Here is a 20,487-nt window from a genome sequence, read left to right as displayed (position 1 = left end):
ACTGTATATGAAATCCAAATTGCTACTTTCGATAATCGTCGTGACACTTATGAGCTCATGCAAGCTCGGACATAAGTTCTCACAACCCGACCTCTACCTGCCGCAGAGCATCGACACGATGCAGGTCGAGGAGGCGTCGATCGCCGACATGCAGTGGTGGCAGATATACACCGACACCACCCTGCAAGCCTTGATAAACAAGACTCTTGAAAACAACAAGGACCTCAAGATAGCCGCCGCACGCATCGCCCAGATGGCGGCCATGAAGCGCATCGACAACGCCAACATGCTGCCACAGCTCAACGGCAACATCTACGCACAAAAAGAGGCGCTGAATTATGGCGGCGACCACTACAAGAACGATCCCGAAGCGGGCATAAAGGCCACAATAACATGGGAGGCCGACCTGTGGGGCAATCTGCGATGGACGCGCGACAAAGGCATAGCGCAATACCTTGAAAGCGTGGAAAACCGCCGGGCCCTGACGGTGAGCATCATTGCACAGGTAGCGCAATCCTACTTCGAGCTCGTGGCTCTTGACAACGAGCTTGCAATCGTGCGCCGCACACTCAATGCACGAAAGGAGGGCGTGAGGCTTGCAAAACTGCGCTTTGAGGGCGGATTGACTTCGGAAACGCCCTATCAACAGGCGCAGGTGGAGTATGCCAAAACCGCCACCCATATTCCCGTGCTTGAGCGCGACATCACCCTTAAAGAGAATGAGATAGCCTTTCTTGCCGGAGAGTATCCCCGTCACATCGACCGAGTGCGTGAACCGAGCACGATACTTCTCCCCGAATCGCTTCCGATAGGCCTGCCGTCGACGCTGCTTGAACGCCGTCCCGACATACGCGCCGCCGAGCAGAAGCTTATAGCCGCCAACGCCGCAGTGGGAGTGGCATACACCAATATGTTTCCCCGGCTTTCGCTAACGGCCACCGGCGGAGTCGAGAGCGATGATTTCAGCAATCTGTTCAAATCGCCCATGTACTACCTCAGCTCCAATCTGCTTGGTCCGATACTTGACATGGGACGCCGACGCAGCGCCTACAAAGCTCAGATTGCCGCATACGAGCAAGAGTGCTACAGCTACGAGAAGTCGGTGCTCACCGCATTTAAGGAGGCTCGTAACGCAATCGTCGACTTCAACAAGGTCAAGGAGATTCATGAGTCGATGGTGCAGCTTGAACGCTCGGCCAAAACCACAATGGACATAGCTCAGCTGCAATACATCAACGGAGTGATCGGCTACATCGATGTGCTCGATGCCCAACGTAGCTACTTTGACGCCCAAATAGGTCTTAGCAATGCCGTGTGCAGCAAGCAACTTGCGCTCGTACAGCTATATAAGGCTCTCGGCGGAGGATGGTAACAACACATAGAAACAACGAGTGGGATTGTTCCATTAAGGATTCAATCCCACTCGTCATTTTTTTATTAACTTCGTTAAGGAAGTGAATTACCAACCGTTGTAGTGGATGTTTTCGGGTTTCCACTTGTCCTTGGGATGGTGTTCACCGGCGGGGTATCCCATCGGCACTACCGCAAGAGGCATTATAGAAGCCGGCATTCCAAGAACTTTACGCACCGCATCGATGCGGCTTTCATCGGGATAAACAGCGGTCCAAACGGCACCTACACCAAGGGCATTGGCTGCGATGAGCATGTTTTCGGTAGCAGCCGAAACATCCTGAATCCAGAATGCCTGTCCGTCACCTTCGAGTGCCTTGTCCAGGTCGCCGCAAGGAATGATGGCAAGCGGTGCGTGCTTGAGCATCTTGGCGTAAGGAAGACCTTCGGCAAGGCTGTCGAGAATTTCACGCTTATCAATAACTAGGGATACTCAGTTAATTGCCAACTAATTGTTTGCCAAAGTCGTAGATATTTTGTAACTTTACAATGAACCCCCGATGGACCCATCACGGGCTTATTCGGGGGTAATTCTTAAAATAATTGTACGTGAAGTTACGAAAAATATCCGAGATTACGGCCACGTTGCCGTTTACCGAGTTCGATTTCATGCAAAAATATCGCGAGAGTTTTGCCGTAAGCGAGCTCGGGCGCATCCATGCGCAATTGCCATTGAAAGAACTGGCAGAGAAAATCCGTTCGCATTTTCCCAAAACGCATCCTCAGGGCAACACTCCGATGTTCCCGCCGGAGGGAGAGGTGGCGCTGATGTTTCTCAAGCCATATACCGGACAGTCGGATGACGGCCTGATCGAGATGCTCAACGGCAGTATACACATACAGATGTTCTGCGGGGTGCTCATAGATCCGGCCAACCCCATAAAGAACGGCAAGATAGTCAGTGCTATCCGTCAGCGTATAGCCGGAGCTCTTGATATCAAAGAACTACAGAAATTGCTGTATGACAAGTGGGGCGGTTTGTTAAAAGACAAGAACCTGTGCCTGACCGACGCCACCTGTTACGAGAGCCATCTGCGATTCCCGACAGATGTAAAGCTGTTGTGGGAATGCTGCGAGTGGATTCAATCACTTATAAAAAAGACCTGCAAGGCGTTGAAGGAACGGTTGCCACGCAACAAGTATCGTGATATTGACCGCGACAGACTCACCTATGCCAAGCATCGCAAGCACACCAGGGCGGCAACCGCCAAACTCCGCCGTCGATTGCTCGGCCTGCTTTCCAAACAGATAGGTCAATGGAACAGAATCTGCAAGATACACACCGTTGACATCACGCTCACCGCAGAGCAAAGCAAGCGTCTCAGTGCATTAAAAGAGGTGTATCGCCAGCAGAGCGCACTTGCTCAGAAAAAGGAGGTGAAACACCGTATCGTCAGCATAGACCGTCCGTACATCCGTCCTATTGTCAGAGGCAAGGAGAACAAGCGAGTGGAGTTCGGAGTCAAGGTCAACAACATCCAGATTGACGGAATTTCATTCATCGAACACCATTCCTTCGAAGCCTTCAACGAGGGCGTGAGATTACAGGAGTGTATTGAATATCAACAGGAACTGACCGGTATCAAAGTGACCAGGGTAGGGGCAGACACCATCTATGCCAACAACGACAACCGGCGGTATTGCACCGAAAACGGCATGACGACCTGTTTTGTCCGCAAAGGCCCGAAGCCCAAGGATGAAGATGCTGACATAAGCACAGCCCGACGAATAATCGGGACACTGCGCTCTACCGCCATGGAGGGCAGTTTCGGTAATCAGAAACAACACTACAGCGTTGGCCGGATAGCGGCACGCAACTCCCGCAGCGAAACCCTGCTGCTCTTTTTCGGCATCCACATGGCAAACGCCGCAACACTTGCCGCCCGACAACTCGCCATCGAAGAAAAAGAGAAGCAGTTACAAAAACAGCGAGCGTGAAAAATCATACTGTCATCTCATCTCCGAAGCACATCGGAGGCGAATCAGTGTATCCCTATTTGTCCGAAATGTCATATTTTATCGCCGAGAATTGAAAATTTGCCCTCATAATCAAAACAGCACCGCCATAGGGCGACCACGCTCCATTTTCAGCTTGATAAATCAAGCCATTAACTGAATATCCCTAACTACAAACGCCCACGGCTGACGATTGACAGCGGTGGGAGCCGACATTGCCGCACGCAGAATCATGTCGACAGTGTCCTTTGCAATCGCACGCGAAGCATCGTACTGGCGCACACTCGTGCGGGTATATATGGCGTCAAGAGCCTGATTGGATTCAACAACGGGAGCTTTCTCGCTTGATGTCGAATTGTTACAACTTGTAGTGGTCAACATTGTTGCAATTGTTAAGATGGCAATAGCCAATTTAGTTAATTTCATAATTTATCTTGTTATTTATAATGATGATGATTGCTAATTTGTTCACAGGCCATAAATTTAACGAATTTATCTTTAATACCCAATTTAATACCGAGAATCATGATTTATGAGTAAATTTGCATCAATATTCTCAGACAAAGAAATGGCAACACGCAGAAAAAGCAACAACAATACACGACGAAAGAAAAAATCGGGAAAAAACGGTCTTAGCAGAACGACAAAGTCATATTTCGCTTCACTGTGCACCCTTGTACTGGTGCTCATCGCATTGGTGTCGAAAAGTTTCTCGGGATGCAAGACACTAAACGGAGGATTCCTGTCGCACGGGCACATCCCCGACCTTGAACGGGTAGTGACGGCCAAGGGTACACCCGAACAGATTGTTAGCTACGAGGGCATGACGATTTCCTATAATCCGGCAAAGCATGTACCCAACTGGGTGGCATGGGAGCTGACCGCCGATGAAACCCGGGGCAAGGAACCTCGTGCTCAGAACTTTCAGGCTGACGAATCGGTAGCGGGATGCGCCGATCCTTGGGACTACTCCTATTCGGGATATGACCGCGGACACATGGCCCCGGCAAGCGACATGAAGTGGAGTCGAAATGCCATGAAGGAGTCATTTTACATGACCAACATCTGTCCGCAGGTGAAATCGTTTAATTCGGGCACATGGAAGCGACTTGAGGAGAAGTGCCGCACATGGGCGCAATGCGACAGCGCAATTGTAATCATAGCCGGCCCCGTATTGACCGACAGCATTACCGAATCGATAGGCGACAACCGGGTGGCTGTGCCAAAGCGTTTTTTCAAGATAATAGCGTCGCCCTATGCCAACCCTCCGCGAGGCATAGCGTTTATCCTCAACAACGGCAAGAACAAGGGCGGACTGCAGGAAGCCGCCGTGAGCATCGACAGCGTGGAATCGCTCACCGGTCATGACTTCTTCAGCACCCTGCCCGACGACATCGAGCGGCTTGTGGAGTCGCAATGCCGTTTCCACTATTGGAGTACACTAAAACCCACCGAAAAATGACAATTCACGACAATAACGACACGATATGCGCCATATCAACTCCTCACGGGGTTGGTGGCATAGCCGTAATACGCATAAGCGGCCGCGATGCCATAGCCGTAGTTGACCGACTGTGGAAAGGCCGCCGGCTGTCGGAATCGGCAAGTCACACCGCCCACCTTGGCACAATAGTCGACGACAATAGCGAGATTCTCGATCAAGCCGTGGCCACGGTGTTTCGCGGCCCCAACTCATTTACGGGTGAGGATGTTGTCGAGCTGTCGGTCCACGGTTCAAAATGGATACAGCGCGAAACGATAAATCTGCTTGTACGCACGGGATGCCGCATAGCCGATGCCGGCGAATTCACACGCCGTGCATTCGCTTCAGGCCGGCTCGACCTTGCCGAGGCTGAAGCCGTGGCTGATGTCATTGCATCGTCGTCGCGTGCGGCCCATCGGGTGGCGATGCGACAGATGCGCGGCGACTTCTCGGGCCGATTGAATTCACTGCGTGAGCAATTGCTGGAACTGGCTTCACTTCTTGAACTTGAGCTTGACTTCTCGGAGGAGGATGTAGAGTTTGCATCGCGTCGGAAGCTGCTCGACCTCGCCGACGAAATTCACAGTGTGGTAACGCGCCTTGCCGCAACATTTGCTACCGGCTCGGCACTGAAGGAGGGTATTCCGGTGTCGATTGTGGGTGCCACAAATGTTGGCAAATCAACGCTGCTCAACCGATTGCTGCACGACGATCGGGCAATCGTGAGCGACATACACGGAACGACCCGTGATGTAATCGAAGACACGATGGAGATAGGCGGCGTGCTGTTTCGCCTAATCGATACGGCAGGTCTTCGTTCGACCACTGACACAATAGAGGCATTGGGCATCGAACGCACCATCAACAAGCTGAAGAATGCATCGATAATATTGTGGATGGTCGATGCGACCGCCGGACAAGAGAACGCAGCGAAATCATGGGCTGAAATAGAATCACATCTATCGCCCGAACAACACCTCATAGCGGTGGTAAACAAGATTGACGCCGGCAACATAGACATAACTTCGCTTCTGCCCGAAGGGACCACGGTAATAAAGCTGTCGGCACGAAACGGCGAAGGCATATCGGCTCTCGAACAAGCCCTGGTGAATGCATCGGGCACAGGCGACCTGTCGCACAACGACATCATGGTGACAAATGCCCGCCACTATGAGGCTCTGACTCACGCCGCCAATGCCATAGCCCGCGCAATCGACGGACTAAAAGCCGGCCTGTCAGGCGACTTCATCGCCCAAGACATACGCGAAACCCTCCACTACCTCGGCGAAATCACCGGCACCATCACCACCCCCGACATCCTCGCCACCATCTTCTCCCGCTTCTGCATCGGAAAGTAGTGTGTGAAATTCAATGCAAATAAAAATGACACGCCGACAACATACGCGCAACATATAGACACCATAAAATATATAAGGTGTAGTGCGTTTTAAGAAAAATGAAAATAGTGGCTTTGTTATGGTGTGCGTATGGTAGGAATATGTTACCTTTGTGTTGTTATTTTGTTACTCCAAGAATCGGAGTCACAAAAGTAACAAATAACGACAACGCAAAATGACTGATACAAACAAATCTCCCATTAGGCTGCGGAAGCGCAAATTGCTCAACGGCAACATAAGCCTCTACCTCGACATTTACCATAAGGACGGTAAGCGTGACTATGAGTTTTTGAAACTCTATCTCATCCCGGAGAAGACACGCGCAGACAAAGAGAAGAATAAACAGACTATGCAGCTTGCACAGTCGATTCTCGGCAAACGGCTTGTCGAGATGCAGAATGGCGACTACGGATTCAAATCACAGTTTGCCGAAGATACTCTATTCTTCGACTACTACCGCGCAATAACAGAAAAACGACTCGGAAAAGAGAGTCGTGGAAATTGGGGCAACTGGCTCTCGTGCCTGAAGCATCTCGAAAAGTACGAGCGTAACAAGCGCATCACATTTGCAGAGATTACGCCACGTTGGGTTGAGGGATTCAGAACATTCCTTGACAAGAAAGCTGAAGCGTTCGGAAATGACAAACGAGAGAGAGCGGAACGCCGTCCATTGTCGCAGAACTCGAAGCAGAGCTATTTCAACAAGCTCCGGGCGTGTCTTAACCAAGCCTACGAGGACAGAATAATACAACACAATCCAATGCGCGGCATTGACGGCTTCAGCGGCGAGGAAGGGACACGAATGTATCTGACGCTTGAAGAAATCCGAAAGCTCGTTGATACGCAATGCGACTACCCGGAAATCAAACGCGCCTTTCTCTTTTCGTGTCTTACCGGTTTACGCCGTAGTGACATTGTAAAGCTCACATGGAGCGAAGTGCAGAAGCAAGGCGACTTTACACGCATCATTTTCCGGCAAAAGAAAACCGGCGGTCAAGAATATCTCGACATCACGCCTCAAGCTGCCGACCTACTCGGAGAGCATGGAAAACCGGGCGAATACGTCTTTGGCGACATTCATTCGCCGAGTTGCACCAACTACGCGATAAAGATGTGGGTACTACGAGCCGGCATCAACAAAGACATCACGTTTCATTGCGGCCGCCACACATTCGCAGTCCTCATGCTTGACATCGGCACCGACATCTACACAGTCAGCAAGCTACTCGGACACCGGGAGCTATCGACTACGCAGATATATGCGAAAGTCCTTGACAAGAACAAACAAGCCGCCGTATCGAGAATCCCGGATATATTCAACAAAGACAAAGCGGATTGAGTTGTCAAGTATAATTTGACAACTCGAACTTAATTTCCCCGGATTCGGGGGAATTAAACTTATATGTCATTAGCACTCAATGTCTAAGAGCGACAAAACCATTTCGGCATCAACAACGAAATGGTTTTGTCATGTCGGTGCGGTTAACGCAATGACAGCTACTCGGCGAACATCGAGCCTACGCCGGTCATAAGCCAACGAGCCGACACGCCACAGTCTTTTATCAACGGAACGAGCCAGCCGACTTCAAAGAACCCCCTATTTCTATCCTTACGTTGGGTGTAGAAGTGGGGAGGCTCGATTCCAGCTTTTTCAAAATACTCTTTGAGCGTTTTGAATAGGTCATTTTGCATACAAGCGTCAAGAGCGACAAAGAACCTATCCATTATCGCAAGTGTGTCATTGCTGTAAACTCGGCGGCGGCTCATTTCTCAACTTTTTTAATTGTCATTTCTTCGAGGATATAAGTGCCGAAATCAAACGAGGCACCGATTCTATCAGTAACAGAAAACACGTCCTTTGCATCCCACGCATGAAGAATGCCACTTATGCTATATCGAGCGTTTCCGTCTAACTTCGCAGCCATTTCAGAATCCACCTTACCAAGAACACGTATATGGATGTTTGTCATAAGATGTTTTGGATTGCCATTTGGGTTGTCAATATCTGACATACAACCGTCAGATACGAATAATGCAGAATAGCGTCCGTCATTCTGATTCTCAATGAGCCGAATAAACTTAAATTTGACTCCGCTCAAATCTGATGCGAGCTGTCCTATCGGTCGTTGATGATTAGCGATGGAGTCTAAAATTGCAGATTCTGCAATTTCGTTGCTTCGATAGTTCGGGTACATTCCCACAAGACCATCGACATAGTTCACGACCTCCGACTTTTCGAGATTGTTTGAGCAAGCGCAAAGAAAAAGCATTGCGCAAATACCGATATTTCTCATTCCTCCATAATTTTAGATTGAAGCCACTTCGCCGTATCGTAGAGATATTCAAGGTCATCTGTCGGCTCGTTACGGGAGTTACAGTTCACGAGTTGGCGACCAATTTCAAAGAGTAATACGTCCGCTTTGTCATCGAGCGGAAAGTCACCAACGATATAAGACTTCATCAAGTCTATCAAGAAGTAAGGTAATCGGTTAGACTCTTCCATTCTTTGATTGTTTTTCAAGTTTGACCTTTGTCTTTTCGAGCCGAGCAACGTATTTGTCACGTTCCGGCTCATTCATGCTATGATTAAGCAACGCCTCTATGTAGTCTATTTCTTCCGTGTATCGCTTAACCTTATCGAGTAACACGATGATTCGGGTATAAGAATATCCGAATGCGTGAAACATATCGTTTTCCGCGTTTTCTCCGAGTCGGATTGATTCGGCATATTCGATAATAGCCTCATCAATATCTCCGTTTCCCTCATGCTCCATACCTGCGACACGATGCGTTGATATGTTGTTGTACTCGGCATCGCGCCTTTCTTGATTCAGCTTGTTGGATTCGATAGTGTCTACTATATTATCCGGCACCTCCATCTCAACAGCTCCAGAGAAAAAGCATTCGTTTCTCATCGCCCAAATATCTTCGGGGATATACAGACCATTGCGATATTCTTTGCTTCCATATTTAGCAAAGAAATCTTCTACGTTAACTCTCATACAGTCTTATTTTGCATCATTTCGAGCAAAGCCATGAAGCGGTTGAATTGCTCTTGATTTTGCTTGATTAATGTGTCTATTTGTGATTGGGCCGTGCGAATTTGCTCATCTCTTTGGCTCAACGAAGCTGAATATACTTCAAGCTGCCGTTCTGCAAGTTTGCGTTGAGCTTCAAGCTCCGCCATGAAGTGCTTATCGCCATACGGACACGGAGGATTGTGTATGTCACGTCCGGCATTTTGCCCGCTATTTCTTTTGATTGTTTGGCTGACGGTCATTCCGACTGTGTTTCCACTGCCGGAAATCTCGCCGACATTCGTTGTCGATTCTTTCAGCATCTGCCCCTCGCCGGTAAGTAACCACGCCGCGCTCACATTCAAGTATCGCTCTTGAATTTTAGTTGCAAGTTCTTTTGAGATTCCGCACTTCTCGGCTTTTATGTCGTAGAAAATTTGCGGATTTTTAAGACCAAGCGCAAGAGCTAATGCCCTCGCGCTCATGTTGAGGTGTTTTAGTAATTGCTCAATGCGTTGATAATCTGCCATATAGCGTATTTACGATTATTTAGTTCAAAAATTTTTCTTGAATTATTTGCCTATTCAAGAATTATTCTTTAACTTTGCATCACAATCACGAAAGTGATTGCCACAATCAAAATAAAAATTGTGCAAAGATAAAAACTTAATACTTATTAAGCAATAGCAACCCTCAAAAAACAACGCAATATGACGAAGAAAGAATTTGAAGAACGTACCGGGTACACCATCCCCGAAGACCGATACAAAGAGATAGAAGCAATGTATCTCGAAGCCGGAGAAGGCATCGACAAAGACGCATTCTGCAAAGACTTCAAGCATCACTCTGATAGCGTATTGCTTTACAGATATTATCAGCAGTCAACGAATCTCAAAGAGAAGCTCGACGACCTCCGAGCCGAAAGACTCGAAACCGCACGACTTCTCATTAAGGAAGCTGCCGATATAGATAGCGCAACGCTCCGCAATCAAGCAATCAAGTTGCTCGGTCATAAAACATACCTCCGAGAGAAAATCAAGCTCGGAATCGAGTTTGACGCATACGACTACGAACTTGTAACTGAATTTCTCTGAATACAATACAAATCAAGATATGGTAAAGCAAATCACATTCAAAGACCTCTATCAGAGAGAAAAGGACAAACCTACGCCGGTGCAGTCTTTCATCGAGAGAGTTGCAACCGTGACGGAGAAATCTCCTAACACAGTCCGTCAGTGGGCGACCGGTCAGCAAGTGCCGGACGCTCTGACAAGAAAGCATATCGCCAAGGAATTTGGCGTTGACCCCGAAACATTATTCCCTAATAATTAACAACTATGCGAAGAATCCTAATGGCTTATCTGTGGGCGCAAGTCATAGCGTCTGTGATTATGATACTTTTCGGTGTATCGTATGCAATAAGGTGCTTAATAGAAACTATAAATAGCGATGATAGCCGTCCGGGATTCATCTTTGTGTGGCTCTTCTCGATAATGGCTTATGTCGGCTGGAAACTCTTGTTTAAGGCAAGCGTTGAAGAACTCCGAGCCGAGCGCAACAAAAGAAAGGAGGTCAAGCGATGAGCATAGAACAACGACTTGAACGACTTGAACGCATCATGCTTATTCAGTTCAAAAACGTGCTGAATGTCGATGAGGTTGCAATGATTCTTTCAGTATCAGCCGACCGGGTGCGTCATCTCGTAAGTGCGCGAAAAATTCCTCATTACAAGCAGGGCAACCGCACATTCTTCAAGAAGTCAGAAATCGAGGATTGGCAGTTGTCAGACCGCATCCCGACTAATGATGAAATCAACTGCAAAGCAGCCACCCACATAGCAATCAACAAATTCTAATAATAACGCAAAAATGAAGAAAGAAATCATCATCAAATCTCTTTCGCTCGTGAACTTCAAGGGCATAAGAGAACTCTCGGTCAGCTTTGACGAGAGAGTGACGGACATCTTCGGTCGAAACGGAAGCGGCAAGACTACGTTGTTTGACGCATTCACTTGGCTACTCTTTGGCAAAGACAGCCAGGACCGCAAGAAATTCGACCTAAAGACGCTCGACACTAACGGAGCTATCATTCCACAGCTTCCGCATGAGGTATCGGCTATCATCACCGTAAACGGCGAGGAAATCAAATTGTGCCGCCGATTCACAGAGAAATGGGTTAAACGTGCCGGTCAGACCGAGCGAGTGTTTACCGGCAATGAAGAAGAACGCTTTTACAACGATGTGCCTTGCAGCGCACGTGAGTATGACGCGAAAATCGCCGGCATCTGCAACGAGGATGTATTCAAGTTCATCACGAATCCGGCATACTTCCCTTCACAGTCAGCCGAAGCGCAAAAGGAGATGTTGCTCAAAATGGCAGGGTCAATCTCCGACACCGAGATAGCCGCCGGAAATGCCGATTTTGAAGCTCTCCTCGCGATGATTACCGGCAAGACCATGAACGAGTTTAAGAAAGAGATTGCATCGAAGAAATCACGTTTGAATGCTGAAATAGTCGGCATCCCCGGGCGCATTGATGAAAAGAAACGCGACCTTTCAGAGCCGGAAGATTGGGCAGCGATAGAGTCCGAAATCAAAACTAAGATAGCCGAGCGCGATAAGATAGAATCGCAGATGGCAGACGCTTCAGAAGCTCAACGAGCCGCAGACAACGAGCGCATGAAAATCCAAGAGCAAACCACGGCTCTACGCCGCAAACGCGCTCAAAGAGTGGCAGACATCGAAGACGAAGCTACTGCGGACTATCGCAAAAAGAAGCGTGAGCGCGACAATGTGCAGTTTCAGATTGACAGCCTAACGAATCGCATACGCTCGACCGAAAGCGCAATAAATGCGCGAAAAGAGGAAATCGAGCGACACAATAACGCACGAAAAGTCCTTATCCAAGAATGGCAGTCGCTCCAAGCTGAAAGCATAGCAGTCAATGCCGAGCAAGTTCAGTTCAACGAAAGTGACTTTTGCTGCCCCACCTGCCACCGTCAATTTGATGTTGAAGACATCGAAGCGAAAGAAGCTGAAATCATAGAGAACTTCGAGAAGCAGCGCAAAAAGAAACTCGCAGCTATCGCAGAGCGAATCGCCGCCAATGAGCAAAAAGGAGGGGCAGTAAAGATGCAGAAGCAACGTAGCATTGTCGCGTTGGAGGCTTCCGAAGCGTCTATCAAAGCCGACAAAGCATCAATCGAGCAACTGAAGTCAAGCGATGTTTACCGCGTAGAACTCACGATGCCGGACGTTAAGCCTCTTATATCCGCCGATGCGCAGCTTGCAGAGATAGACAAAAAGATATCGGAGCTTGAAGCGAAGTCCTCAATACCGGCTGCACCGGCTAACAGCATCGAGCTTAAAGAGCAACGCAACGCACTCTCGACAGCGATAGACAGCCTTAAATCGCGGCTCAAAAAGCGTGACGATAACGCCAAAGCCCAAGCGCGTATTGATGAGCTTGAAACGCAGCTCTCAAAGCAAAGCGATGAAATTGCCGAGCTTGAAAGAATCGAGTTTACGATGCTCGAATTTTCAAAGGCTCGTAGCGCAGCCATTGAGCAACGAATCGACGGACTTTTCTCTCTCGTGCGCTTCCGTTGGATAGCTCCCGCAATCAACGGCGCGGAAAAAGAAACGTGCGAAGCCACACTCAACGGCAAGCCGTACAGCACTTGCAGCAATGCAGAGCGTATCATCATCGGACTTGACATAATCAACGCAATCTGCAAGTCGCAGGGCGTATATGCTCCGATATTCGTTGACAACGCCGAATCAGTCAACGACATCATACCGATGCAGTCACAAGTCATTAGCCTCATTGTGTCACGCGATGAGCAGCTTGTAATCGAGAAATCCCCGGCTCAAAAGAGCCTATTCAATAATCATTAATCAACGCAAATCATGGCAGAAAACAACCAAGTCGCGACCACCGGGCAAACCGGACTCGCGAAGCTGAAGTCAATCCTCAGTGCGCCGAGCGTGGTAGAACAGTTCCAAAACGCGCTTGCAGAGAACAAAAACCTATTCATCGCGTCAATCATCGACCTCTACAACGGCGATAAGTCGCTTCAAGAGTGCAACCCTACGGCAATCGTACAAGAGTGCTTGAAAGCCGCCGTACTCGACTTGCCGATAAACCGCGCTCTCGGATTCGCCTATGTCGTAGTCTACAAAAACAAGGTTAAGCGTACTGACCCACAGACCGGGCGCACCATAGAAGTTAAAGAGCCGACACCGACATTCATACCCGGTTACAAGGGCTACATTCAGCTTGCTATGCGCACCGGCAAGTATCGCACAATCAACGCAGATGTGGTGTATGAGGGCGAATTACGCACTGCAAATCGACTCTCCGGCGAAGTGTGCCTTGACGGACAAAAGAAGTCCGACAAAATCATCGGCTACTTTTGCTATTTCGAGTTGCTTAACGGCTACTCCAAGACGCTCTATATGTCGGTTGAAGACATGGCGGCATACGCAAAGCGTTACGCTCCTGGCATCAAGTTCAAAAAAGAAGTCACAGTCGCCGACCTTATCAAGAAAGCCAACAGCGGCATCGTGTCAAATACTGTCGGTTGGGAGGGCAATTTCAACGATATGGCTCTGAAGACAGTCATTCGCCGACTTCTCTCAAAATACGGCTATCTCTCAATCAAGATGCAGTCAGCACTCGGACACGACACCGAAGCCGAGAATCGAGCAATCGCCGCGCGAAATGACACGCTTCAGCTTGCAGATGCACAACCGCTCAATCTCGACGCTTCCGAAGTGCCATACGAGGAAGTCGTGAACGAAGAAACCGGCGAGGTTACAGAGCAGCCAAAAGAAGCTCCGGTGACTGAAGAAGCTCCAAAAGAACCGAACTATTAACCCAAGCAGATACGCGAATGAAACTCTTTTGCATCGGAAGCTCGTCACGCGGCAACGGCTATGTACTGCAATCTTCTAACGGCGGCGCATTACTGATTGAATGCGGTATGCCTTTGGTCGAGGTTAAAAAAGTTCTCGGTTGGAAGTTGAGCAGCATTGCCGGATGCGTAGTGAGCCACCGCCACAAAGACCATTCAAAGTATCTGCCGGAGTATCTGAAATTCGGAATCCATGCTCTTGCTCTCGAAGATGTGTTTGCTTCATTCCCCAAGCTAAACCGCACGTTCTGTAAATCCATCGAGCCGATGCACGGCTACAAAGTGGGCAGCTTCAAAGTCTTTGCGCTCCCGGTAGTCCATGATGTGCCGTGCCTCGGATTCGTCATCGAACATGACGAGATGGGCAAATTGCTATTCGTAACCGACACGATGATGCTTGAATATCGGGTTGCTAACCTCAATCACATAATGATTGAAGCCAATTACTCCGATGAGCTTCTTGAAGACGCTATAAGCAGCGGAAGTACGGTCAGCAGCACACGTGAACGATTACTCGAATCACACATGGAGCTGAAGACAACCGAACAGATACTCCGTACCACCGACCTCACAGCCGTAAATGAAGTGGTATTGCTCCACCTATCGGGCAGGCACAGTAATGCTGAACAATTCCGCGCCTTGATAGCGGAAGCCGTAGGAAAGCCGGTTTATGTGGCAAATCCGGGCATTGAAATCAACGTATCTAAAATCCCATACTGATGAGAAATGTGCCTAATGATGTTGTCGCAACGATATGCCGGAGCTTGCCGCAGATTCTTGACAATCTCGACACTGCGGCGATACGTAAAAGTTTACGACTGACTAATGCAGTTAGATTACTCAAACATGAAGTTTTACCAAAATTAAACAAAATCAACAATGCGAAAAATTGAGCCAACAAACTCAGTAAAGTTTGAGCAGCCGACAATCGAAAAAGTCCGTGCAGCTTACAACAACACAGAGAACCCCGAAATCAAGGCGTTACTCTGCAACTTATACGGCGAATCAGCCATGACAGCAGACAACCGCCCGATAACAGAGCGCGTCAAGACCTTTGAAGACGCTTGCCGTGAACTCGGCAATCACGCTCTCGTCAATCAGTATCGCCGCATTACCGAGGAGCAGAATCCCCCGATGGATGAAACGGCGAAAGACCTCGTAGCGTATCTGAAGCTCCGCATCATCGCCGCCGCTCTCAACGAGGGATGGACTCCCAAATACGTCAAGGGAGAAAACAAGTGGTATCCGTGGTATTGGCTCTATACTCAAAAAGAGATAGACCAGATGGATGATGAGCGCAAAGCCGAATGTGTCCTTTTCGGCGGTGATGCGCTTAACGGCGCGTATGCCGGTTTTGCGTATGCGGACTCGGCTGACGCGCCCTCGGGTACGGATGCGTATATCAGGTCCCGTCTTTGCGTGAAATCTGAAGCTCTTGCAGACTACTTCGGAAAACAGTTCATCAAGATTTGGCAAGACTTCTATTTCGGTTGAGCGAATAGACCATGAACGGTTGGATTAAGATTAGCCGGGAGTTGCCAAAGCATTGGATTTGGCAAGATGCCGAACGCCTCAAATGGTGGCTCGACTTGCTCCTTATGGCTTCTTGGGATGACGGTCAATCGTTATCCGGCGGCTCTCGGCTAATCGAAATCAAACGCGGTCAACTTGTTGCATCAATCTCTTTCCTCTGCCAGCGTTGGCACAAAGGGCATAACACAGTCATTGCCTTTTTGAAGATGCTTCAAGAGGAAAAGATGATAACGAAAGAAACTATTGGCAATACAACTATCATTACAATTTGCAAATATAATATGTATCAAGCAGCGGACAACCTAAAGGACAGCTTAAACGGCAATATAATAAGCGGTTGCAATGGTAGTGCCAATAACAACCCGGACAACATAGCGGACAGCCCAAAGGACAACTTAACGGACAACATAGCGGACACAAGTAAAGAAATAAAGAATAAAAGAAATATTATCTCTAACGAGATATGTCAAAATTCGGAAATTTCTGAATTGGAGTTGGCTTTTGAATCTTTCCGAAAAGCATACCCAGGGAACAAGCGCGGTCACGATGTGGAGTTTCAGAACTTCAAAAAGAAAAATCCGAAGACTTGGCGCGAAATCGTCCCTTTGCTGATGCCGGCTCTCGAAAGAATGACCGCCTACCGCGCTGCCGCGAAAGCAGCCGGAGAGTTTGTTCCCCAAGTAGCAAATCTTTCGACTTGGCTCAATCAGTCAAGATGGACTACCGAATACCCGGAAATCAAGGCTGAATCCAAGCTGCCGGAAGCTCCGGCGCAACCGACATCAAAAATGAACTATTCCGGCGGTTTCGGTGGAATGAATTACTAAGCAGCGCAACATGAACGAAGAACTGACACCCGAAATCATCGCGCAAGTCGAAGCCAAGCGCAAGCGTGAAGCGGCTGAAGTTGCAAGATTGAAAATTGCACCGGTCATCAACAAAGTTATGAACGATGCGAGGAAACAAATCACGCAGTTTGAAGACTTATCGGTTGAATCGACATTTAACGCCCACAGCAATCTCGTTGTGCAAATCGCCAACTCAATCTGCCTTGCCGGACAGCGGCGCAGATTCGTGATTGACGAACACAACGCGAAAGTGCTACGCTTTTTGCTCTACTACTTCAACAACTGCCATCTTGCCGAGCAGATATTCCCGGATGAGGGGCACAAGTTGGAAAAGCATATTTTGCTTATGGGCGAAGTCGGCACCGGCAAAACTCTGATGATGCAGATTTTCTCCGAATATCTGAGATACACCAACAATCCGAATTTCTTTCACAATGTATCGGTAACGCAGATGGTGAATTACTACACGATTCACAACAACATCGACCGCTACACATACAACGAAGAAAATTCAGTCGGATTCCAATGCAAGCCGGTTAATCTGTGCTTGAACGACATCGGCGTTGAAAATCGACCTTTCTACGGAATCGACACCAAAACAATCGTCAATGACTTCCTGCACGCAAGAAATGAGATTTGGACAATGACAGCACCCGACCGCCGGAAATTCGCGCATCTGACAACAAATCTCGATGTTGAAAAACTGAAGAAAGAGTTTGATGATGGGTTTGGTCGATTGGCAGACCGATTCAAGACGTACAACGTACTCTACTTGACCGGCGCAAGCCGAAGATGAAAATAACCGCTCCTAACCGCGATAAAAATGCGAAGATATACAAACTATCATTTTAGAGCAATAAACGCGGTGAGGCGCAAGGAAACAATAAAAAACGATAACTCTAACGCAAATGAGTGAAATGAAGAATCAAGAAACGCGGAAATGCGAGGTTTGCGGCGAAATAAAGCCGGTCGCCGACTTCTCGAAGTCATACCGCAACCGCTGCAAAGCGTGTGTCGCCGCTGAAGCTCGGATGCACCGGGCATCACAAAGCACGGCCGTAGAAAAGACAATGAAGTGGTCAGAGCTTAATCTCTCTGATGCTCTAATCGGTAAGCACGTACTTGTCAAAGGCTATAACCGTAACACCGGCAAATACTTTTACGCAATCGGTTACATAGACAAATACAGCAATCAGTACGCACTTCTCCGAGAAGAAGACAAGGAACGCAACTATATCGAGAACGTGCGCTTATTCAATCGCTCACTCTCGTATTGGTACATAGACATCGAAGAAATCCAATGAGATACGCACTTCGCAATCAAGACAAGATAGCGGCGGCATACAGCCCCGAATATCTCCAGCAGCATCTAATCGACAGCCTTAACAAGTTCTTTGGGTATGTTGAAGAAGCTGAACTTGAAGACTTTTGGATTGTGCGCATTCCAAATGAGCGATACCAGATACTAAGAATAAACGACATTGCCGATGAAAATTGTATGCTCGAATTTGCAATTATAAGCTGTCAGTCTGATGTGCTGAAACTCGCTTTTCTCGGCAGAATGAAAGGTTAACGATATGGAAACTCAAACGACTAATCAAATAGCTCTCCGTGAGCCAATGCAGCTTACCGCCGCCAACGTAACAGCGGTGTTCAAAGACTGCCTCGCAGAATCAGTACAAGCCGCAACGCAAATCGTTGACGGTGTAAGAATCAAAGCCTGTTTTGACCGCGATAAGGTCACGGCTAACCGCGAGAACATACTCTCGATGTTATCTTGCTTGCCCGAACAATTCCATGCGCTTAAAGGCGGCGGCTGGACTTTCCTCAATATGTGCATGACAGCAGACAGCATTCAGTGGACCGACTTCCACGAAACGTGCGACAATCTCGTGTGCCTCGGCATAGCGATAGGCGCAGTCAAATTCTTACTCACTCGTGAATTTTGGCAGTGCTTCCCCGGTGGTATGCCCTATCTCACAATCGACACAAATATCTGAACATGGAAAATCAAAAACAAAAATCAATCATCGATTGGAATGCTGGCAAAGTCAGCATCGAGGGCGGCACTTCATTGCTGAATGACCTCACTAAAGGTCAGCGCATGAAGTGGCGAGATGCAAAGAGTGAACGCCCGAATCACCTACAAAGATGTATTTGCTACGATAGTCACCTCAAAGAAGTACGGTGCTATGTCTATGACAACCAAGGCAAATATTGGTGTTCAGCAACGACCGAGGTACATGACCCGGACGGCGATAATCATGTTTCGGATTATGCAGACTATCGGATAACGCATTGGATGCTGATGCCGGAGCCACCGAAAGGAGGTGAGGCATGAAAGCGCGACTTATCGGAAGTAACACAGTCGTAGAAGTCTATGAATGTGGCTACCAAGACTTGGGAGGAAAATATTATGACTGCCCGGCTCATAAATGCTACTATCGGGAAGACCGTTTGGACTTCAACGTAAATAAAGACGCAATATTCTCAGTAAGTCAGAGCATAGAAAATGCAGCTTGGGACTATTCACGCAGCCAACCGTTCAACAAGCCGTCAAGATACCGCGACTTCCTTGCCGGAGCAAATCATGTACTCCAAACACCTCTCTTTGAACGATGCACTGATGCAGAGCGAAAACGAATCATTGAGATATACAAAAACGCTAAAAGCGGTAATGGTGTAGGAACTCCGATAACAAAAGCCCGAAATTGGGAACGAGTAGCAACTCTTGAACTCGTATTCGGCATCGAAACATTCAGAGACATAAAGCTATGAGCGGACTACGATTAAAACTTGCCATGCTTGACAACAAGCATAAAGCAGAACTCGGACAGCGTAAGCGGCCAAAGAATCTACGAGTTTTCTACGGATGGGCGAAAGTCGGCAAAATCCGTAAAAAAGAGGCTATCTCGGTCATCTTCGAGAATGAAAAGATGAGAGATGAAAAGACGCTCCGGGCAATAGCCAAGTATCAGCATACAGTCTATGTAAGACAGCAGACCGACACCGAAATACAAGACGCGATAGGCTCAACTCGAATGTTCTCGGAGTATTCGATTTTCCTCTCTGAAAAACGACTGCACGGCAGTTTGGAATTAGCACTCAAAGCCAACTCCGATGCCGACAAAAATCACGTTTCGGATGATGAAAGAGCCAAGATTGCAGACGCTTTACGCTCACACTACATAGAGAATCATCCCGGCTACAAAGAGCCGACAATACAACAAGAAATCAACTTTTAATCAACGCAATGATGAATAAAGAATTTGACGAATCCGCACTCTTGGCGTTGTTTTATGACAGCGACTATTTCAGAGAGCAAATAAAGGCTCCGTTTCTCTCTGACGGCTACGTGTGCGCAACTGAAACTCACCGCTTAATAATGATTAAGCCGGAAATCTGCAAAGGCGATTATAAGCCAAACAACCTCCACGTTCTGAAATCTCTCAACCCTAACAACATCGACATCACACTGGCACTTGCCGAACTCAAAGATGCAGTTGAGCGTGTATCGACTGAAAAAGAAATGAAGACTATCCGTCCGGCTATTGAGTGCGAGGATTGTGATGGTGACGGCGAAGTCGAATGGGAGTATGAAGACAAACACAACTTCACGCACAGAGAATATCACACGTGCCCGGTATGCAAAGGCACCGGAAATTCATCTCCGGCAATAGAGAAACCAACCGGGCGACTGATACCTCCGTATGAGGCTTCAATCGGTATCTATGAGCAAGTTTTCAACGCATATCAGTTGCTTGCTCTTTGCGATGCAATGGAGTTGCTTGGTATCGACAAATGCAACTACGTTGCAAGCGGAAACACAGGCGGTAACACTTTCATTCTGACTGAAGAAATAACAGTCGTAATCTGCCCTTACAACGTGATAAAGCCTACCGTATGGGTCAACCGCAAAAAGAAATAA

General features: G+C 48.0%; 29 protein-coding genes. 22 read left to right on the top strand and 7 right to left on the bottom strand.

Annotation, left to right across the window (positions count from 1 at the left end; translation table 11 throughout):
• Nucleotides 1-7 precede the first annotated feature (7 nt).
• Complete coding sequence (locus E7746_RS14870; RefSeq protein WP_136410598.1) at nucleotides 8-1,372, top strand: efflux transporter outer membrane subunit; 1,365 nt, start codon at nucleotides 8-10, stop codon at nucleotides 1,370-1,372.
• An 87-nt stretch (nucleotides 1,373-1,459) separates the two neighbouring features.
• On the opposite strand, the gene E7746_RS14865 is transcribed toward E7746_RS14870, so the two are convergent.
• Nucleotides 1,460-1,816, bottom strand: a complete 357-nt coding sequence (locus E7746_RS14865) for a nitroreductase family protein (protein ID WP_262709704.1) — start codon at nucleotides 1,814-1,816, stop codon at nucleotides 1,460-1,462.
• A gap of 143 nt (nucleotides 1,817-1,959) precedes the next feature.
• Between E7746_RS14865 and E7746_RS14860 the strand changes: the two genes are divergently transcribed.
• Complete coding sequence (locus E7746_RS14860) at nucleotides 1,960-3,348, top strand: DDE transposase (protein ID WP_136409462.1); 1,389 nt, start codon at nucleotides 1,960-1,962, stop codon at nucleotides 3,346-3,348.
• 162 nt (nucleotides 3,349-3,510) lie between these two features.
• Here E7746_RS14860 and E7746_RS14855 read toward each other — a convergent pair whose 3' ends face one another.
• The gene (locus E7746_RS14855; protein ID WP_136410600.1) at nucleotides 3,511-3,792 is read right to left on the bottom strand and encodes a nitroreductase family protein; all 282 of its coding nucleotides are present in this window, start codon (nucleotides 3,790-3,792) and stop codon (nucleotides 3,511-3,513) included.
• A gap of 142 nt (nucleotides 3,793-3,934) precedes the next feature.
• Here E7746_RS14855 and E7746_RS14850 point away from each other — a divergent pair, with 142 nt between their 5' ends.
• The 3 genes from E7746_RS14850 to E7746_RS14840 all read left to right on the top strand — a co-directional run bounded on the left by E7746_RS14850 (nucleotide 3,935) and on the right by E7746_RS14840 (nucleotide 7,585).
• The gene (locus E7746_RS14850; protein WP_168184349.1) at nucleotides 3,935-4,828 is read left to right on the top strand and encodes a DNA/RNA non-specific endonuclease; all 894 of its coding nucleotides are present in this window, start codon (nucleotides 3,935-3,937) and stop codon (nucleotides 4,826-4,828) included.
• On the top strand, nucleotides 4,825-6,207 hold the full coding sequence (gene mnmE, locus E7746_RS14845) for a tRNA uridine-5-carboxymethylaminomethyl(34) synthesis GTPase MnmE (RefSeq protein ID WP_136410602.1): 1,383 nt from the start codon (nucleotides 4,825-4,827) through the stop codon (nucleotides 6,205-6,207). The genes E7746_RS14850 and mnmE overlap by 4 nt, the downstream gene beginning before the upstream one ends.
• A gap of 214 nt (nucleotides 6,208-6,421) precedes the next feature.
• The gene (locus E7746_RS14840) at nucleotides 6,422-7,585 is read left to right on the top strand and encodes a site-specific integrase (protein ID WP_135472925.1); all 1,164 of its coding nucleotides are present in this window, start codon (nucleotides 6,422-6,424) and stop codon (nucleotides 7,583-7,585) included.
• Between the two features lie 158 nt (nucleotides 7,586-7,743).
• On the opposite strand, the gene E7746_RS14835 is transcribed toward E7746_RS14840, so the two are convergent.
• The 5 genes from E7746_RS14835 to E7746_RS14815 are packed head-to-tail and all read right to left on the bottom strand — an operon-like array spanning nucleotide 7,744 to nucleotide 9,793.
• Complete coding sequence (locus E7746_RS14835) at nucleotides 7,744-8,013, bottom strand: hypothetical protein (protein ID WP_135472924.1); 270 nt, start codon at nucleotides 8,011-8,013, stop codon at nucleotides 7,744-7,746.
• Complete coding sequence (locus E7746_RS14830) at nucleotides 8,010-8,540, bottom strand: hypothetical protein (RefSeq protein ID WP_135472923.1); 531 nt, start codon at nucleotides 8,538-8,540, stop codon at nucleotides 8,010-8,012. Before E7746_RS14830 ends, E7746_RS14835 begins: the two co-directional genes overlap by 4 nt.
• On the bottom strand, nucleotides 8,537-8,749 hold the full coding sequence (locus E7746_RS14825) for a hypothetical protein (RefSeq protein ID WP_136411380.1): 213 nt from the start codon (nucleotides 8,747-8,749) through the stop codon (nucleotides 8,537-8,539). The genes E7746_RS14830 and E7746_RS14825 overlap by 4 nt, the downstream gene beginning before the upstream one ends.
• Entirely contained in the window at nucleotides 8,736-9,248 is a 513-nt protein-coding gene (locus E7746_RS14820) for a hypothetical protein (RefSeq protein ID WP_135472922.1), read from the bottom strand. Before E7746_RS14820 ends, E7746_RS14825 begins: the two co-directional genes overlap by 14 nt.
• The gene (locus E7746_RS14815) at nucleotides 9,245-9,793 is read right to left on the bottom strand and encodes a hypothetical protein (RefSeq protein ID WP_135472921.1); all 549 of its coding nucleotides are present in this window, start codon (nucleotides 9,791-9,793) and stop codon (nucleotides 9,245-9,247) included. Before E7746_RS14815 ends, E7746_RS14820 begins: the two co-directional genes overlap by 4 nt.
• A gap of 180 nt (nucleotides 9,794-9,973) precedes the next feature.
• Here E7746_RS14815 and E7746_RS14810 point away from each other — a divergent pair, with 180 nt between their 5' ends.
• The 17 genes from E7746_RS14810 (at nucleotide 9,974) to E7746_RS14730 (ending at nucleotide 20,487) form a co-directional block, all read left to right on the top strand.
• Nucleotides 9,974-10,357: a hypothetical protein gene (locus E7746_RS14810; protein ID WP_135472920.1), complete on the top strand. Its 384-nt coding sequence runs from the start codon at nucleotides 9,974-9,976 to the stop codon at nucleotides 10,355-10,357.
• Between the two features lie 19 nt (nucleotides 10,358-10,376).
• Nucleotides 10,377-10,595: a helix-turn-helix domain-containing protein gene (locus E7746_RS14805; RefSeq protein WP_135472919.1), complete on the top strand. Its 219-nt coding sequence runs from the start codon at nucleotides 10,377-10,379 to the stop codon at nucleotides 10,593-10,595.
• 5 nt (nucleotides 10,596-10,600) lie between these two features.
• The gene (locus tag E7746_RS14800) at nucleotides 10,601-10,846 is read left to right on the top strand and encodes a hypothetical protein (RefSeq protein WP_135472918.1); all 246 of its coding nucleotides are present in this window, start codon (nucleotides 10,601-10,603) and stop codon (nucleotides 10,844-10,846) included.
• Nucleotides 10,843-11,118, top strand: coding sequence for a helix-turn-helix domain-containing protein (locus E7746_RS14795; RefSeq protein ID WP_135472917.1), 276 nt, complete (start codon nucleotides 10,843-10,845; stop codon nucleotides 11,116-11,118). Before E7746_RS14800 ends, E7746_RS14795 begins: the two co-directional genes overlap by 4 nt.
• A gap of 13 nt (nucleotides 11,119-11,131) precedes the next feature.
• A complete protein-coding gene (locus tag E7746_RS14790) occupies nucleotides 11,132-13,159 on the top strand; it encodes an ATP-binding protein (RefSeq protein WP_135472916.1) in 2,028 nt (675 codons plus the stop codon).
• 12 nt (nucleotides 13,160-13,171) lie between these two features.
• Nucleotides 13,172-14,140, top strand: a complete 969-nt coding sequence (locus E7746_RS14785; RefSeq protein WP_135472915.1) for a recombinase RecT — start codon at nucleotides 13,172-13,174, stop codon at nucleotides 14,138-14,140.
• Between the two features lie 17 nt (nucleotides 14,141-14,157).
• Nucleotides 14,158-14,898, top strand: coding sequence for an MBL fold metallo-hydrolase (locus E7746_RS14780; RefSeq protein ID WP_135472914.1), 741 nt, complete (start codon nucleotides 14,158-14,160; stop codon nucleotides 14,896-14,898).
• A gap of 159 nt (nucleotides 14,899-15,057) precedes the next feature.
• Nucleotides 15,058-15,672, top strand: coding sequence for a hypothetical protein (locus E7746_RS14775; RefSeq protein ID WP_135472913.1), 615 nt, complete (start codon nucleotides 15,058-15,060; stop codon nucleotides 15,670-15,672).
• A gap of 11 nt (nucleotides 15,673-15,683) precedes the next feature.
• Nucleotides 15,684-16,538: a hypothetical protein gene (locus tag E7746_RS14770; protein WP_135472912.1), complete on the top strand. Its 855-nt coding sequence runs from the start codon at nucleotides 15,684-15,686 to the stop codon at nucleotides 16,536-16,538.
• A 10-nt stretch (nucleotides 16,539-16,548) separates the two neighbouring features.
• A complete protein-coding gene (locus E7746_RS14765; RefSeq protein ID WP_238337400.1) occupies nucleotides 16,549-17,355 on the top strand; it encodes a P-loop NTPase family protein in 807 nt (268 codons plus the stop codon).
• 121 nt (nucleotides 17,356-17,476) lie between these two features.
• Nucleotides 17,477-17,863 carry a hypothetical protein gene (locus tag E7746_RS14760; protein WP_135472911.1) on the top strand — a complete coding sequence of 129 codons (387 nt, stop codon included), beginning with the start codon at nucleotides 17,477-17,479 and terminating at the stop codon, nucleotides 17,861-17,863.
• Nucleotides 17,860-18,132 (top strand): hypothetical protein, encoded by a 273-nt coding sequence (locus E7746_RS14755; RefSeq protein WP_135472910.1) that lies wholly within the window; start codon nucleotides 17,860-17,862, stop codon nucleotides 18,130-18,132. The genes E7746_RS14760 and E7746_RS14755 overlap by 4 nt, the downstream gene beginning before the upstream one ends.
• A 4-nt stretch (nucleotides 18,133-18,136) precedes the next feature.
• Nucleotides 18,137-18,559: a hypothetical protein gene (locus E7746_RS14750; protein ID WP_135472909.1), complete on the top strand. Its 423-nt coding sequence runs from the start codon at nucleotides 18,137-18,139 to the stop codon at nucleotides 18,557-18,559.
• Between the two features lie 2 nt (nucleotides 18,560-18,561).
• Nucleotides 18,562-18,900 carry a DUF551 domain-containing protein gene (locus tag E7746_RS14745; protein WP_135472908.1) on the top strand — a complete coding sequence of 113 codons (339 nt, stop codon included), beginning with the start codon at nucleotides 18,562-18,564 and terminating at the stop codon, nucleotides 18,898-18,900.
• 116 nt (nucleotides 18,901-19,016) lie between these two features.
• On the top strand, nucleotides 19,017-19,337 hold the full coding sequence (locus E7746_RS14740; protein WP_168184426.1) for a hypothetical protein: 321 nt from the start codon (nucleotides 19,017-19,019) through the stop codon (nucleotides 19,335-19,337).
• Nucleotides 19,334-19,804, top strand: a complete 471-nt coding sequence (locus E7746_RS14735; protein ID WP_135472906.1) for a hypothetical protein — start codon at nucleotides 19,334-19,336, stop codon at nucleotides 19,802-19,804. The genes E7746_RS14740 and E7746_RS14735 overlap by 4 nt, the downstream gene beginning before the upstream one ends.
• A gap of 8 nt (nucleotides 19,805-19,812) precedes the next feature.
• Nucleotides 19,813-20,487 (top strand): hypothetical protein, encoded by a 675-nt coding sequence (locus E7746_RS14730; RefSeq protein ID WP_135472905.1) that lies wholly within the window; start codon nucleotides 19,813-19,815, stop codon nucleotides 20,485-20,487.

Origin of the sequence: Muribaculum gordoncarteri (genome assembly GCF_004803695.1) — a bacterium.
In the GTDB taxonomy this organism is placed as follows: domain Bacteria; phylum Bacteroidota; class Bacteroidia; order Bacteroidales; family Muribaculaceae; genus Muribaculum; species Muribaculum gordoncarteri.
The sequence above is the reverse complement of the archived record's forward strand: the minus strand, read 5'-3'. Positions and strand labels throughout refer to the sequence as shown.

Bases quoted from the DNA above. Each gene is read 5' to 3' on its own strand.
- E7746_RS14870 (WP_136410598.1), top strand. From the start codon at position 8: ATGAAATCCAAATTGCTACTTTCGATAATCGTCGTGACACTTATGAGC.
- E7746_RS14855 (WP_136410600.1), bottom strand. From the start codon at position 3,792: ATGAAATTAACTAAATTGGCTATTGCCATCTTAACAATTGCAACAATG.
- E7746_RS14850 (WP_168184349.1), top strand. From the start codon at position 3,935: ATGGCAACACGCAGAAAAAGCAACAACAATACACGACGAAAGAAAAAA.
- mnmE (WP_136410602.1), top strand. From the start codon at position 4,825: ATGACAATTCACGACAATAACGACACGATATGCGCCATATCAACTCCT.
- E7746_RS14840 (WP_135472925.1), top strand. From the start codon at position 6,422: ATGACTGATACAAACAAATCTCCCATTAGGCTGCGGAAGCGCAAATTG.
- E7746_RS14835 (WP_135472924.1), bottom strand. From the start codon at position 8,013: ATGAGCCGCCGCCGAGTTTACAGCAATGACACACTTGCGATAATGGAT.
- E7746_RS14830 (WP_135472923.1), bottom strand. From the start codon at position 8,540: ATGAGAAATATCGGTATTTGCGCAATGCTTTTTCTTTGCGCTTGCTCA.
- E7746_RS14825 (WP_136411380.1), bottom strand. From the start codon at position 8,749: ATGGAAGAGTCTAACCGATTACCTTACTTCTTGATAGACTTGATGAAG.
- E7746_RS14820 (WP_135472922.1), bottom strand. From the start codon at position 9,248: ATGAGAGTTAACGTAGAAGATTTCTTTGCTAAATATGGAAGCAAAGAA.
- E7746_RS14815 (WP_135472921.1), bottom strand. From the start codon at position 9,793: ATGGCAGATTATCAACGCATTGAGCAATTACTAAAACACCTCAACATG.
- E7746_RS14810 (WP_135472920.1), top strand. From the start codon at position 9,974: ATGACGAAGAAAGAATTTGAAGAACGTACCGGGTACACCATCCCCGAA.
- E7746_RS14805 (WP_135472919.1), top strand. From the start codon at position 10,377: ATGGTAAAGCAAATCACATTCAAAGACCTCTATCAGAGAGAAAAGGAC.
- E7746_RS14800 (WP_135472918.1), top strand. From the start codon at position 10,601: ATGCGAAGAATCCTAATGGCTTATCTGTGGGCGCAAGTCATAGCGTCT.
- E7746_RS14795 (WP_135472917.1), top strand. From the start codon at position 10,843: ATGAGCATAGAACAACGACTTGAACGACTTGAACGCATCATGCTTATT.
- E7746_RS14790 (WP_135472916.1), top strand. From the start codon at position 11,132: ATGAAGAAAGAAATCATCATCAAATCTCTTTCGCTCGTGAACTTCAAG.
- E7746_RS14785 (WP_135472915.1), top strand. From the start codon at position 13,172: ATGGCAGAAAACAACCAAGTCGCGACCACCGGGCAAACCGGACTCGCG.
- E7746_RS14780 (WP_135472914.1), top strand. From the start codon at position 14,158: ATGAAACTCTTTTGCATCGGAAGCTCGTCACGCGGCAACGGCTATGTA.
- E7746_RS14775 (WP_135472913.1), top strand. From the start codon at position 15,058: ATGCGAAAAATTGAGCCAACAAACTCAGTAAAGTTTGAGCAGCCGACA.
- E7746_RS14770 (WP_135472912.1), top strand. From the start codon at position 15,684: ATGAACGGTTGGATTAAGATTAGCCGGGAGTTGCCAAAGCATTGGATT.
- E7746_RS14765 (WP_238337400.1), top strand. From the start codon at position 16,549: ATGAACGAAGAACTGACACCCGAAATCATCGCGCAAGTCGAAGCCAAG.
- E7746_RS14760 (WP_135472911.1), top strand. From the start codon at position 17,477: ATGAAGAATCAAGAAACGCGGAAATGCGAGGTTTGCGGCGAAATAAAG.
- E7746_RS14755 (WP_135472910.1), top strand. From the start codon at position 17,860: ATGAGATACGCACTTCGCAATCAAGACAAGATAGCGGCGGCATACAGC.
- E7746_RS14750 (WP_135472909.1), top strand. From the start codon at position 18,137: ATGGAAACTCAAACGACTAATCAAATAGCTCTCCGTGAGCCAATGCAG.
- E7746_RS14745 (WP_135472908.1), top strand. From the start codon at position 18,562: ATGGAAAATCAAAAACAAAAATCAATCATCGATTGGAATGCTGGCAAA.
- E7746_RS14735 (WP_135472906.1), top strand. From the start codon at position 19,334: ATGAGCGGACTACGATTAAAACTTGCCATGCTTGACAACAAGCATAAA.
- E7746_RS14730 (WP_135472905.1), top strand. From the start codon at position 19,813: ATGATGAATAAAGAATTTGACGAATCCGCACTCTTGGCGTTGTTTTAT.